Here is a 12437-nt window from a genome sequence, read left to right as displayed (position 1 = left end):
TCAGGTCTCGACGAGCTCCCGGAGCCGCTGGCGCGATGCCTCGATCTCGTTGGTCAGGACGCGGTCGAGCAGCGGCACCCACAGCGAGCCGCCGTAGTGCAGGTCCATCACGAGGCAGCTGCCGGTCGGGGTCGGCTCCACCGTGGCGGTGAGCCGCCAGGTGGCGTGCTCCCGGCCGTCGGTCTCGCGCCGTTCGAACACGGCGCGCCCAGGGTGGTCGTCGCCCACCGGTCGCGTGTGCTCGGTGCGCACCATGCGCAGCCGCTTGGACCGGGCGAGCGGCCCCAGCCGCCCGCGCAGCGTGACGTGCCAGGCCGGTCCGGGGTCGCCGTCGATGGGTTCGGCGTCGGTGGTGCGGGGCACGATCTCGAGCCAGCGGTCGTAGGTGTCGAGGCCACCGACCCACTCGAAGAGGGTGTCCGGGGTGCAGTCGGCTTCGAGGCTGGCGCGCAGGTCCACGGCGTGCAGGTCTACCGGCGCGACAGGTCGGCCACCACGCGCAGCAGGCCGTAGGGGTTCACGGCCTCGCCGCCGCCGGGGTGGACCTGGAAGTGGAGGTGCGGCGCGCCGCCCTGGGCGTTGCCGGTGTCGCCGACGTAGCCCACCACGTCCCCGGCGCTGACGACCGCGCCCTCGGCCATGCCCTCGGCGTAGGACGCGAGGTGGGCGTAGTAGTAGTACGTGCCGGACTGGCCCTTGAGCCACAGCTTCGTGCCGCCGAGCACGTCGGTGCCGAGCCGGGTGATGATGCCCCGCTCCACCGCGTAGAGGGGGGTGTCGAAGGGGGCCATGATGTCGACGCCCTGGTGGCCGTGCTCGTACTCGGTGCCGACCATCCGCGGGTAGCCCCAGGAGTCGATGAAGCTGAACGGCTCCCCGACCGGGAACACGAAGCCCCGGATCACGATCTCGGAGCCGGCGCTGAACACGGCGAGCTGGAACTTGCGCTCGGTGTTGATCCGCAGGGAGTCCTGCAGCGCCTGGCGGGCGCCGCGCAGCTCGCGCCGGGTCCGGGCCACCGCGTCGACGGCGTCCAGGACGCCCTGGTCGATCACGGCCTTGGCCTGCACCAGGTCGGCGACCGAGCGGCTGTCGGCCTCGGACACCGACGCGAGGAACACCTTGCGCATCTCCAGCACGGTGCCGTCCTGGGAGGTCATCACCGTGTCCAGCTCGGCGGCGTTTCCCCGCACCACCGCGTTGGCGATGCGCTCCCGGAACCGGACCTGGGCGTCCTCGAGCTCCTGGACCTTGAGCTGCTGGGCCACGTCGAGGTGGGCCAGCTCCTGCTGCAGGTCGGCGAGGCGGTCTGCCAGCTCGTCGACGAGGGTGGCGGCGGCCTCGACCTCGGCCGCGCTCTGCAGGACCTCGGCCTGGGCGACGCGCAGCTCCCGGCGGATCAGCCGCTCGGCGGCGAGGGGGTCGACGGGCTCACCCGGAGGCGGTGGGATGGTCTCCTCCGAGAGCGGCACCGACTCCGGGGGCGAATCCTGGTCGCCGGCGTGCTCCGGGGGATCTGTGTCCTCGGGCGCTGGGTCCTCGGGCGCTGGGTCCTCCGGTGGCGGGGGCGGCTGCTCGCCGCCGGGAGGTGGGGGCAGCGGGCTCGACGGCGGTGCGGTCGGGGACGGCGCGGTGGTGGTCGTCGCGCACGGGTCCGGCGTGCCGGGGGTGGTCGACGAGGTGCTCGAGGTCGACGAGGACGAGGACTCCGGCGGGCAGTCGGGCGTGCTGGTGGTCGAGGTGTCGTCCTGGGCCAGCGCCGGCGTGGTGAGCGCGCAGAGGGCGAAGACGAGCGCGACGAGGGTGCTGAGGCGGGTGGAGGGTGTGCGTGGCATCGACACGGGGCTGCTCGTTCCAGGGCCCGCCCTGGGACCTTCGGCTTTGGACTGCGCATCGTAGGGCTCCGGGTAGCGTCGCCCCCCATGGAGCGCACCCTGTTCGACGAAGGCCACGAGCTGTTCCGCGACAGCTTCCGACGGTTCGTCGCCGACGAGATCACCCCGAACCTGGAGCGGTGGGAGGCCGAGGGCATCGCCGACCGCGCCCTGTTCGCCAAGGCCGGGTCCCACGGCTTCCTCGGGATGGCGGTGCCCGAGGAGCACGGCGGCGGCGGGGTCGACGACTTCCGCTACAACCAGGTCGTCATCGAGGAGGTCCAGGCCGCCGGCGCCGGCGGGGCCGGCCTCGGCATCACGCTGCACAACGACATCTGCCTGCCGTACTTCCTCACGCTCACGACCGAGGAGCAGAAGGCCCGCTGGCTCCCGGGCATCGCCTCGGGCGAGCTGATCACCGCCATCGCCATGACCGAGCCGGCCATCGGATCGGACCTCGCGTCGATGACCACCAGCGCGGTGCGCGACGGCGACGACTGGATCGTCAACGGCTCCAAGACCTTCATCACCAACGGCATCAACGCCGATCTGGTCATCGTCGCGGTGAAGACCGACCCGTCCCAGAAGCACGCCGGCATGTCGCTGCTGGTGGTGGAGCGGGGCATGGACGGCTTCGAGCGGGGACGCAACCTGGACAAGATCGGCATGCACAGCCAGGACACCGCCGAGCTGTTCTTCAACGACGTGCGCGTGCCCGCCGCCAACCTCATCGGTGACGAGGGCAAGGGCTTCCTGCACCTGGTCGACAAGCTCCCCCAGGAGCGGCTGTCGATCGCCGTCGCCGGGGTCGCCGCCGCCAAGGCCGGCCTCGACTGGACCCTGGACTACGTCAAGGAGCGCACCGCGTTCGGCCAGCCGATCGGGAAGTTCCAGAACACCCGGTTCACGCTGGCCGAGGTCGCCACCGAGGTCGAGATCGGCCAGGCCTACATCGACAAGTGCGTGCTCGCCCTCAACGAGGGCACCCTCACCGCCGAGGAGGCCTCGATGGCCAAGTGGTGGTGCACCGAGCTGCAGCACCGGGCCCTGCACGAGTGCCTGCAGCTCTTCGGCGGCTACGGCTTCATGACCGAGTACCCCATCGCCCGGGCCTACGCCGATGCCCGGGTCACCACGATCTACGGCGGCACCACCGAGATCATGAAGGAGATCATCTCCAAGCGGCACCTCGGCCTGTAGCTCAGAGCTCCCGGCGCCAGGGCGGGTCGGCACCCACCCGGCTGCACGCGATGCCGGCGGCCTCGACGGCGAACGTCAGGGCGGTGTGCCACCAGTGCTCGTCGAGGCCGGCCAGCGCCGTGCGGTCCGTGACGCCGTGGGCGGCGAAGGCCGCGAGCATGGCTCCCGCGAAGGTGTCGCCGGCGCCCACCGTGTCCACCACGTCAACCTCGCGGTCCGGCACGACCTCGATCACGCCGGCGGCGCACACCACGGCCGCACCCCTCGCGCCACGCGTGATCACGATCGCGGCCGGCACGTCGTCACCCCCACCCTGCTCGTCCCCGGTGGGCTGCAGCCAGCGGTGTGCGAGGTCGATGGGGTCGACGCCGGGCTCCAACCACTCGATGTCGGCTGCGCTCAGCTTCACGACGTCGACGAGCCCGAGCCACCGATCGAGCCGGGCCAGGTAGCGCTGCCGCCCGCCTGCGACCGAGGGCCGAGGGTTCGGGTCGAGGTGCACGAGGGTGCGGTGACGGGCCGCCGCCAGGAGCGCCTCGATCCGCGAGGCCGCCGGCTCGAGCACGAGGGCCATCGAACCGCTCACGTGCAGCACGCCGGTGTCGGCGGGCAGGTGCAGATCGATCGTGCGCGCCGACACGGTGGTGGTGCCGGCGACGTGGAAGGCGAAGGCGGGCTCGGCGTCGTCGGGCCCCTGGGTGACCACGGCGAGCGTGGTGGGCTCGGTGGTGATCGGACAGGTCCGCCAGGACACGTGGGACTCGTCGAGGTGCTCCCGGAGCAGCTGGCCGAACCGGTCGTCGGAGAGGACCCCGAGGAAGCTGGTCGGCGCACCGAGGCGGCCGGCGGCGACGGCTGCGTTGTACGGCGATCCGCCCGGCGCCGCGTGCCAGGTGCGACCGGAGTCGTCGGCGGCGATGAGGTCGACGAGGGCTTCGCCGCAGCAGACGACGCGTGGTGAGGTCACCGGGTCAGGGTGCCAGACTCGAATTGACTGGTCGGTCAAGTAGCAGCCAGCGTTGTTGACACACTGTCAACAACGAGAAGGAATGCTGTGACGAACACGACTTCGACGCGGGGGTGGCTCCGGGCGCTCGCGCTCGTGCTGGGCCTCGCGATGGTCGCCGCCGCCTGCGGCGGCGGGGACGAGACGACGTCCACCGACACCGACACCGGCGACGGCGCGACCGGTACCGGCGGCGTGGAGGACTCGGTGCCGGACGCGCCCGAGGGCGACCCGACCCCGGGTGGCGAGCTCACCTACGCCCTCGAGGCCGAGACCAACGGCGGCTTCTGCCTCGCCGAGGCCCAGCTGGCCATCTCGGGCATGCAGGTCGCCGCCACCATCTACGACACCCTCACCAAGCCCGACGCCGACGGCCAGATCCAGCCCCACCTGGCCGAGTCGGTCGAGCCCAACGAGGACTTCACCTCCTGGACCATCACGCTCCCCGAGGGCGTGACCTTCCACGACGGCACCCCCCTCGACGCCCAGGTCGTCGCCAACAACATCGACGCCTACCGCGGCGCCTACGAGAACCGCAGCCCGCTGCTGTTCCGCTTCGTGTTCCAGGACGTGGGCTCGGTCCAGGTCGTGGACCCGCTCACCGTCCAGGTCGACATGACCCGTCCGTGGTCCTCCTTCGACTGGGCGCTCTACGGCTCGAACCGCATCGGGATCATGGGCCAGGCCCAGCTCGACAGCGACGACTGCGGCAACGAGCTCGTCGGCACCGGCCCGTTCCAGCTCGAGAGCTGGACCGTGAGCGAGGAGCTCGTCACCGTCAAGAACGCGGACTACTGGCGCACGGATGCCGACGGCACCCAGCTGCCCTACCTCGATCGGATCACCTACCAGCCGATCCCCGAGGTCGCCAGCCGCGTGAACGCCCTCGAGTCCGGACAGGTGGACGTGATCCACACCTCCGACACCGAGCAGATCGCCCAGCGCCTGCAGCCGCTCGCCGAGGGCGACCAGATCGAGCTGCTCGCGACCGACGACTACAGCGAGGTCAACTACCTCATGCTGAACACGGACGCGGCGCCGTTCGACAACAAGGACGCTCGCCTGGCCCTGGCCCACGCGCTCGACCGCCAGCTGCTGATCGACGTGCGCGGCTCGGGCCTCGGCTCCGTGGCCAACGGCCCGTTCCCCGAGGACGTCCCCGGCCACGTCGCCGACCCCGGCTTCCCCCAGTACGACCTGGCCAAGGCTCAGGAGCACGCCGCCGCCTACGAGGAGGCCACGGGCGAGCAGCTGTCGTTCTCCTACACCTTCGTGTCCACCGAGTCCGGCCAGCTGACGGCCCAGGAGATCCAGACCCAGCTGGCCGACGCCGGCATCGACATCAGCCTGTCCCCCGCCGGCGACCAGGCGACCACCATCAACAAGGCGCTGGCCGGCGACTTCCAGGCCATGGCCTTCCGCAACCACCCCGGCACCGACCCGGACCGGGAGAACAACTGGTGGTACACGGGCTCGCCCGTGAACTTCGGTCGCATCGCCGATCCCGAGATGGACCGCCTGCTCGACGAGGGCCGCGAGACCGGCCCGGGCGAGGCGCGCGACGCCATCTTCCAGGACCTGACCCGGCGCTTCGCCGAGGAGGTCTACAACGTGTGGCTCTCCACCGCCGTGTGGGCGATCGCCACCCAGTCCGACGTGCACAACGTCCTCGGCTACGGCCCCGAGGCCGGCAGCGACGCCTTCCCCGGCGTCGCCACCGGCCATGACGTCGCCGGCATCTGGGTGAGCCGGTGATCGGTGGCGGGCGGCTGCTCCCCCGGCCGCCCGCCACCCCATCTCCCTGGGGCGACCGCCCCGTTGCTCGCTAGCGTCGCCTGGTGCTCCCCCCGCTCCCCCCACCACGCCTGACCCGGCTCGTCCGGTGCGTCTTCGGCCTGGTGCTGCTCGGCGTGGGCCTCGGGCTGGTCGTCGCCGCCGACCTCGGTGCCGCCCCGTGGGACGTGCTCCACCAGGGCCTGTCCGAGCGGCTGGGCATCACGATCGGCACCGCCAGCATCGGCGTCGGCATCGTGATCCTCCTGGCCTGGATCCCGCTGCGGGAGAAGCCCGGCGTCGGCACCGTGCTCAACGTGTTCGTGATCGGCGCCACCATGGACCTCACGCTGGCGGTCGTCGACCGCCCGGACCCGCTGTGGGTCCAGGTCGCCTTCTTGGTCCTCGGCGTGTGGCTGTGGGGTCCGGGCTCCGGCCTCTACATCGGCTCCGGTCTCGGCTCGGGCCCCCGCGACGGGGTCATGACCGGCCTCGCCCGCCGGGGCCTGCGGGTCGGGCGCGTCCGGTCCGCCATCGAGGTCGTCGCCCTCAGCGTCGGCGTCCTGCTCGGCGGCACCATCGGCATCGGCACGCTGGTGTTCGCCATCGGGGTCGGACCGAACGTGGCGTGGTGGCTGCCCCGCCTCGACATGCGCGGCGGAGCTGCTCCCCGGCGACGGCTCCGCCCGGCTCGCGCCTGAGGCGGGTCAGAGGCCGCAGTGCCGGCGGGTCCGGTCGACGACGAAGGCCGCGAAGGCCTCCTTGCCCGCCTCGGTGTGGTGCACGCCGTCCTCGGCGTACCAGTACGGCTTGTCGGCCGCGTAGCTGTCCCAGTCCGCGATCCGGACGCCCCGCGCCGGCGCCAGGGCGCGGATCCCGGCGACGACGGCCGCCGTGTCGGGGTCGGTGTAGGACACCTTGTCGTCGCCGATGCCCGGATGTCGGACCGAGGCAGGCAGCACCCACACCGTGCAGCGCCCCTCGGGCCACGCCCAGTCGAGGGTCGCGGCGACCTGGGCAGCGTCGCGGTCGGTCCACCCGCCGATCGCGTTCATGTGCCCTGAGGAGATGACCACCACGTCCGGTGCTTGCCGGCCTTCGTCGCCCCACACCTGATCCCTGATCCGCTCGGCGGACCAGCCGATCTCGGTGCCCGGGTACGTCGCCCCGGCGGTGCGCAGGCCGCTGCGGTAGAAGCCCCACGACACGAGCGCATCGCTGTCCCAGATCACCGAGTCCCCGGTGTGGAACACCCGCGGGCCGGTGCCGCTGCTGTACGGCACCGGCTGGCAGGCGGCCAGGAGCACCGCAGCGGCGAGCGCCGCTGCGATGCGCGCCATGCGCCGCACGGCGATCATGACCCTCCCGGTTGCTGTTCAGGCGAGCAGGGCTCGCGCGATGTGGGTGATCTGGATCTCGTCGGTGCCAGCGTAGATCTGCAGGACCTTGGCGTCACGGGCCAGCTGCTCGACCTGGTACTCGGACATGTAGCCGTTGCCGCCGAAGATCTGGACGGCCTCGAGGGCGACCTCGGTTGCGGCCCGGGCCGAGTACAGCTTCATGGCCGACGCCTCGGCCAGCGTCATCGCCATCTCCTCGCCCCGCGCGGCCGCGGCCTGCGACTCGATGGTGCGGAACACCAGGTTCTGCACGTTGAGGCGAGCCACCTCCATGCGGGCCAGCTTCTCCTGGATCAGCTGGAACTGGCCGATGGGCTGGCCGAACTGGACGCGGTCCTTGGCGTACTCCACCGACAGCTCGAGGCACTTCTCGATCATGCCGAGGGCCATGGCGGCCACGCCGGCCCGCTCCATGAGGAACGTGGCCTTGGCGCCCTCGCGACCGCCCTTGGGCATGTCCTCGGTCTCGCCGATGAGGCGGTCGATGCCGACGCGCACGTCGTCGAGGAACAGCTCGCCGGTTGGGCTCGAGTGCATGCCCATCTTGCGCAGCGGCTTGGACTGCTCGAGGCCGGGCATCCCGGAGTCGAGGACGAAGGACAGGACCTTGCGCTCCTCGGGCGGGTTGCCCTCGTCGAGCTTGCAGATGAAGACGATGGTGTCGGCGTAGGGCCCGTTGGTGATGAAGGTCTTGGACCCGTTGAGCACGTACTCGTCCCCGTCGCGGCGGGCGGTGGCCTTCATCGACCCGAAGGCGTCGGAGCCCGAGCCCGGCTCGGTGATGGCCCAGGCGCCGATCTTGTCCAACGTCAGCAGGTCGAGCGCCCAGCGCTCCTTCTGGCGGATCGTGCCCTTGGACGTGATGGCCGAGGCCGTGAGGCCGGTGGACACCCCCATGGCGGTGACCAGACCCGGGCTGTAGCGGCACAGCTCGATGATGGGGATCATCGTGATCGAGCCGTCACCACCACCACCGCCGCCCTCGCCGCCGGGCTTCTCCTTGGTCGGGGGCTCCTCGCCCTTGGCGATGGCCTCCTCGACCGACTTCTCGAACTCGATCTGGCGCTTGAAGCGCTCCCTCGCCATCGTGTCCATGCCGAACGTGCTGTAGAGCTTGCGCAGCACGTCGTAGGGCGGGGTGTCGCCGAACTCGAGCTCGTCGCGCCGGGGTGCGACCTCGGCCTCGACGAACTGGCGGACGGCGTCTCGCACCATCTGCTGCTCTTCGGTCCACTGGATCATGTCGGGGGGATCTCCTCGGTGGTGTGGTCTGGATCTGTGAGCAGCGCCTCGAGCGCGGCCACCCGGTCCTCCAGTTCGGCGACCCGGGCCAACAACCCTTCCGCGTCTCTCGTTGCCGGTGCGGGCGTGACAGCCGTGGGAGCCGGCAGGCGTTCGTCGGGACCGTCGCCGAGCAGGTGGGCCCAGCGGGTCTCCTTCTGGCCGGGCTGGCGCGGCAGGTGGACCACGACGGGGTCGGTGCGGGCGGCGAGGCCCTCGAGCGTGGTGGCCACCTCGTCGTTGGAGGCGAAGGCGTGGGCCCGCTCGGTGCGGGTGCGCAGCTCGTTCAGGGTCTGCGGGCCCCGCAGCAGCAGGGCGGTGACGACGGCGAGCTCGCCGGCATCGAGGCCGAGGCGCTCGTCGAGGACGTGGCGGAACTTGGTGCTGCGCGCCCCGTGGCTGGCGTAGACGAAGCGCACGAGGTGGCGGGCCTTCAGCTCGTCCAGCGCGGCCTGGATCTCGCCCTCGGTGTGGTCGGTGACCGGCTCGCGGTTGTTCTTCTGGTTGCAGGCCGTCTGCAGACCCCGCAGCGTCATCGGGTACGTGTCGGGCACGGTGGCGGCCTTCTCGGCCAGGGCGCCGAGCACCCGTTGCTGGATCGGGGTGAGGGGACCCTCGAGCGCCTCGGCCATGGGCCGACCCTAGGTCGATGGCGCTGTGGTTCACTGGTGCACGGGGACGAAGGGCGGAGGTCTGACATGACGAACGACGCCGAGCAGGTCATCGATCTCGCACCGGCCGGTGCCACCATCGGGGACGAGGCACCGCGCAGCCGGGCCGTGCTGGGTGCCCTCGCCGTGGTCGCCGCGCTCGCCGCGGCGGTGCTGCTGATCGTCCCGGCCGAGGACGCCGAGGTCGCCGTCGACGAGGACGCGACCACCACCACCACCGAGCCCGATGCCGACGGGCGCGACGACGCGTCCGTCCCCGCGCCCTTCCCGGCGCCGCTCGCCCTCGGCGCACCCGACGACGGCAAGGCGTCCGTCGGCCTGCCCGTGAAGGCCGAGCCCGCCGACGGCCTGGTCGACGGCCAGACCGTCCAGGTCACCGGCACCGGCTTCCCACCCGGGGAGTCCGTCGGGGTCGTCATGTGCACCAGGGAGGCGGGCCAGGACCACGGTGCCCGCGGCGTCGACGCCTGCAACATCGGCCGCTTCGCGCAGACGACGGCCGACGCCGACGGCGTGGCCACGGTCGGGTTCGAGGTCCGACGCCTGGTCGTGCTCGACGGCCAGGAGATCGACTGCGCGTCCGAGGCTCAGCGGTGCCTCATCGGCATGGGGATGCTCTCCGACTACGACCAGTCCGGTGGCGTGCTGGTCGACTTCGACCCGTCCGCTCCCCTGCCCGATCCGCCGACGGCCGCGCTCGTCGGCGACGGGCCCTTCGACGACGGCGAGACGGTCACCGTCATGGTGGACGGGCTCCGCCCGGGCACCGGCGTCGGAGCCGCCGTCTGCACCGCGGATGGCGGCTTCTGCACCGACGCCCCGTCGAACGGCATCGTCGGCGACGACGGGAGCGCGACCTTCGAGGTCCGGCTGTGGCGCGTCTTCGCGGCGCCGGTGTGGGATGCCGCGACCACCGGGCAGGACATCGACTGCGCCGCCGTGGCCTGCGACCTGCAGGTCTGGGGCGAGGCGGTGGCCGGGCGAGCCGTCCCGATGATCGATCTGTCCTTCACCGACGGTCCCATCGATCGGGACCGTCCCGTGCTGGAGGTCCGGTCCGAGGGCCCGTACCGGCCCGGCGACCACGTCGAGGTCTTCGTGCCCGAGGTCGGACCCAACAGCGGGCTCGAGCTGCTGCTGTGCGGACCGACCGCGTGCAACGGCGCCATGGTCGAGCTCGACTGGGTCTTCGGCGGGATCCAGGCCCGTCTCACCGTCCCCAACGCCCTGGAGGGCAACCCGTGCATCGGGGAGCCGTGCCGGCTCGCGGCCCAGGTCTGGACCGAGCCCGCACCCGACGCACCACCCCCGCTGGCGCCGCTGCCGGTCGAGGTCGTGGTCGAGGCCTGAGACCGCTGATGACATGGCTGGTGGCTGGTCTCCGGCGACCACCCAATAGGATCCGCAACTCGGTTCCGCCTCCCGGCGACGGCTTTCTAGGAGTGCCAGCGTGACGTTCAAGGTCGGCGACAAGGTCGTGTACCCCCACCACGGGGCCGCCGTCATCGAGAAGACCGAGGTGATGGAGAGCTTCGGGGAGGAGAAGGAGTTCTTCGTCCTGCGCATGACGCACGGCGAGCTCACCTTGAAGGTGCCCTCCGACCGCGCCGAGGAGATCGGCATGCGCTACCCGATCTCGGACGAGGACGTCGAGGACGTCTTCGAGGTGCTGGCCAAGAAGGACGTCCGCGAGCCCACCAACTGGTCGCGGCGGTTCAAGAACCACCAGGAGAAGCTGAAGTCCGGCGACGTCTACCAGGTCGCCGAGGTCGTGCGGAACCTGGCGCTGCGCGAGGCCGACAAGGGCCTTTCCGCCGGCGAGAAGTCCATGTTCGTCAAGGCCCGCCAGGTCCTGGTGTCCGAGCTCGCGTTCGCGCTGGACATCGAGGAGGAGGATGCATTGGCGCGGTTGGAGACCACCCTCTCGTAGCGGCTGATGGCGGGCGACGACGAGACGGAGGCGACCGGCCCGTCGGACGAGACCATCGCCCGGCTCCGCTCCCGCGCCGAGCAGCTGCAGGCGGCGCGACGCATGCGCCAGCAGGAGACCGAGTCTGAGACAGAGACCAGGCCCGGGACCGAGGCAGAGACCGAGGTCGAGGACCCGGACGAGGATCCCTTCGCTGCGATGCTGGCGGCGGGTGCCCCGCTCGCCCACGCCGAGGACCTCGTCGATGGCGCGGACCCCTTCACCGAGCACGGCGCCGACCCGGAGGCCGAGCGCCTCCTGGACCGGTGGGCCGGGGAGGAGCGCGACGAGGCGGTCGAGCCCAAGCGGAACTGGTCCCCGCTCATCGCCGTGGTGGTGGTCGTGGCCGTCGCCGCCCTCGCCTTCGTCGGCGGCCGGGCGCTGATCACGAGCTCGGCGGGTGACGACACCGCGTCGGGCGACCTGCTCGACCTCGGCGACGACGGGTCGTCGGTCCTGGACGAGGACACGCCGAGCCTGGAGGACCTCACCTCCGACGTCACCCTGCCGCCGGGACCCGACTCCGGGCTGCAGGTCGCCGACCAGGGGATCACCGTCGTCCCCGATCGCTTCGACGAGTCCCGCCGGGAGGGCACGTTCGCCATCATCGTGCAGAACCCGCACGACGACTGGCTCGCCCAGGGCGTGCAGGTGTCGGCCACCTTCCTCGACGAGGCCGGCGCCCCACTCGGCGCCGACGACGGCTTCGTGGAGGTCGTCCTCCCCGGCCAGTCCGTTGCCGTCGCCGCGCTCTTCTTCGACGCGCCGACCGTGCCGGTCGCCGGCATGGACGTGCAGGTCGAGGTGGCCCGCTGGCGCGAGACGGGCCCGATGGAGGGTGGCTTCTCGATCACCGAGGTGCAGACGAACGAGGCCGAGTTCAGCGGGGTCCGCACCACCTTCCTCATCCAGTCGGACTTCGAGGAGCCGCTCACCGACGTCGGGGTGACCGCCGTGTACCGGGCCGCGGACGGACGCATCATCGGCGGCTACGACACCTTCGTCGAGCGCCTCGACCCGGGCGTGCCGACGCCGGCCGAGATCGACCTGCTGGCCAACGTCGACCCCGCCCAGATCGCCGCCACCGAGCTGTACCCCACCGCCGCGTTCGGCTCGGTCCCGGAGTAGGCCCCCGGACGCGACCGAGGCCCCCGAAGGGGCCTCGACGTGGGCGTAACAGGACTTGAACCTGTGACCTCACGCGTGTGAAGCGTGCGCTCTAGCCAGCTGAGCTATACGCCCGTAGGAGCGGGAGACTGTAGC

General features: G+C 71.6%; 12 protein-coding genes and 1 tRNA gene. 6 read left to right on the top strand and 7 right to left on the bottom strand.

Going from position 1 to position 12437, the window contains the following annotated elements; genetic code table 11:
• Both RGQ06_RS15595 and RGQ06_RS15590 read right to left on the bottom strand, forming a co-directional pair.
• On the bottom strand, window positions 1–459 hold the full coding sequence (locus tag RGQ06_RS15595) for an SRPBCC family protein (RefSeq protein ID WP_432429552.1): 459 nt from the start codon (window positions 457–459) through the stop codon (window positions 1–3).
• Window positions 460–470: 11 nt separating this feature from the next.
• Entirely contained in the window at window positions 471–1835 is a 1365-nt protein-coding gene (locus tag RGQ06_RS15590; protein WP_432429553.1) for a peptidoglycan DD-metalloendopeptidase family protein, read from the bottom strand.
• 87 nt (window positions 1836–1922) lie between these two features.
• On the opposite strand from RGQ06_RS15590, the gene RGQ06_RS15585 reads away from it, so the two are divergent.
• The gene (locus RGQ06_RS15585; protein WP_432429554.1) at window positions 1923–3074 is read left to right on the top strand and encodes an acyl-CoA dehydrogenase family protein; all 1152 of its coding nucleotides are present in this window, start codon (window positions 1923–1925) and stop codon (window positions 3072–3074) included.
• Window position 3075: 1 nt separating this feature from the next.
• On the opposite strand, the gene RGQ06_RS15580 is transcribed toward RGQ06_RS15585, so the two are convergent.
• A complete protein-coding gene (locus RGQ06_RS15580) occupies window positions 3076–4041 on the bottom strand; it encodes a carbohydrate kinase family protein (protein ID WP_432429555.1) in 966 nt (321 codons plus the stop codon).
• 87 nt (window positions 4042–4128) lie between these two features.
• Between RGQ06_RS15580 and RGQ06_RS15575 the strand changes: the two genes are divergently transcribed.
• The gene (locus tag RGQ06_RS15575; protein ID WP_432429556.1) at window positions 4129–5835 is read left to right on the top strand and encodes an ABC transporter substrate-binding protein; all 1707 of its coding nucleotides are present in this window, start codon (window positions 4129–4131) and stop codon (window positions 5833–5835) included.
• Between the two features lie 83 nt (window positions 5836–5918).
• Complete coding sequence (locus RGQ06_RS15570; protein WP_432429557.1) at window positions 5919–6554, top strand: YczE/YyaS/YitT family protein; 636 nt, start codon at window positions 5919–5921, stop codon at window positions 6552–6554.
• A gap of 6 nt (window positions 6555–6560) precedes the next feature.
• Here the strand turns inward: RGQ06_RS15570 and RGQ06_RS15565 are convergent, their stop codons facing one another.
• Genes RGQ06_RS15565 through RGQ06_RS15555 form a run of 3 tightly spaced genes read right to left on the bottom strand, consistent with a single transcriptional unit; the run spans window position 6561 to window position 9166 of the window.
• Complete coding sequence (locus RGQ06_RS15565; RefSeq protein WP_432429558.1) at window positions 6561–7211, bottom strand: GDSL-type esterase/lipase family protein; 651 nt, start codon at window positions 7209–7211, stop codon at window positions 6561–6563.
• 18 nt (window positions 7212–7229) lie between these two features.
• Window positions 7230–8495, bottom strand: a complete 1266-nt coding sequence (locus tag RGQ06_RS15560; RefSeq protein ID WP_432429559.1) for an acyl-CoA dehydrogenase family protein — start codon at window positions 8493–8495, stop codon at window positions 7230–7232.
• Window positions 8492–9166: a YceH family protein gene (locus RGQ06_RS15555; protein WP_432429560.1), complete on the bottom strand. Its 675-nt coding sequence runs from the start codon at window positions 9164–9166 to the stop codon at window positions 8492–8494. Before RGQ06_RS15555 ends, RGQ06_RS15560 begins: the two co-directional genes overlap by 4 nt.
• A 66-nt stretch (window positions 9167–9232) precedes the next feature.
• On the opposite strand from RGQ06_RS15555, the gene RGQ06_RS15550 reads away from it, so the two are divergent.
• The 3 genes from RGQ06_RS15550 to RGQ06_RS15540 all read left to right on the top strand — a co-directional run bounded on the left by RGQ06_RS15550 (window position 9233) and on the right by RGQ06_RS15540 (window position 12302).
• On the top strand, window positions 9233–10555 hold the full coding sequence (locus RGQ06_RS15550; protein ID WP_432429561.1) for a neocarzinostatin apoprotein domain-containing protein: 1323 nt from the start codon (window positions 9233–9235) through the stop codon (window positions 10553–10555).
• A gap of 100 nt (window positions 10556–10655) precedes the next feature.
• Window positions 10656–11135 (top strand): CarD family transcriptional regulator, encoded by a 480-nt coding sequence (locus tag RGQ06_RS15545; protein WP_432429562.1) that lies wholly within the window; start codon window positions 10656–10658, stop codon window positions 11133–11135.
• A gap of 6 nt (window positions 11136–11141) precedes the next feature.
• Window positions 11142–12302: a hypothetical protein gene (locus RGQ06_RS15540; protein ID WP_432429563.1), complete on the top strand. Its 1161-nt coding sequence runs from the start codon at window positions 11142–11144 to the stop codon at window positions 12300–12302.
• A 40-nt stretch (window positions 12303–12342) separates the two neighbouring features.
• On the opposite strand, the gene RGQ06_RS15535 is transcribed toward RGQ06_RS15540, so the two are convergent.
• Window positions 12343–12416 (bottom strand) — tRNA-Val (locus tag RGQ06_RS15535).
• Window positions 12417–12437: the final 21 nt, after the last annotated feature.

The organism is Salinilacustrithrix flava, assembly GCF_041228405.1.
In the GTDB taxonomy this organism is placed as follows: Bacteria; Actinomycetota; Acidimicrobiia; order Acidimicrobiales; family Salinilacustritrichaceae; genus Salinilacustrithrix; species Salinilacustrithrix flava.
The sequence above is the reverse complement of the archived record's forward strand: the minus strand, read 5'-3'. Positions and strand labels throughout refer to the sequence as shown.

What these genes read in the sequence shown, in the direction of transcription:
- RGQ06_RS15590 (WP_432429553.1), bottom strand. Translation starts at nt 1,835, where the DNA reads ATGCCACGCACACCCTCCACCCGCCTCAGCACCCTCGTCGCGCTCGTC.
- RGQ06_RS15585 (WP_432429554.1), top strand. Translation starts at nt 1,923, where the DNA reads ATGGAGCGCACCCTGTTCGACGAAGGCCACGAGCTGTTCCGCGACAGC.
- RGQ06_RS15565 (WP_432429558.1), bottom strand. Translation starts at nt 7,211, where the DNA reads ATGATCGCCGTGCGGCGCATGGCGCGCATCGCAGCGGCGCTCGCCGCT.
- RGQ06_RS15560 (WP_432429559.1), bottom strand. Translation starts at nt 8,495, where the DNA reads ATGATCCAGTGGACCGAAGAGCAGCAGATGGTGCGAGACGCCGTCCGC.
- RGQ06_RS15555 (WP_432429560.1), bottom strand. Translation starts at nt 9,166, where the DNA reads ATGGCCGAGGCGCTCGAGGGTCCCCTCACCCCGATCCAGCAACGGGTG.
- RGQ06_RS15550 (WP_432429561.1), top strand. Translation starts at nt 9,233, where the DNA reads ATGACGAACGACGCCGAGCAGGTCATCGATCTCGCACCGGCCGGTGCC.
- RGQ06_RS15540 (WP_432429563.1), top strand. Translation starts at nt 11,142, where the DNA reads ATGGCGGGCGACGACGAGACGGAGGCGACCGGCCCGTCGGACGAGACC.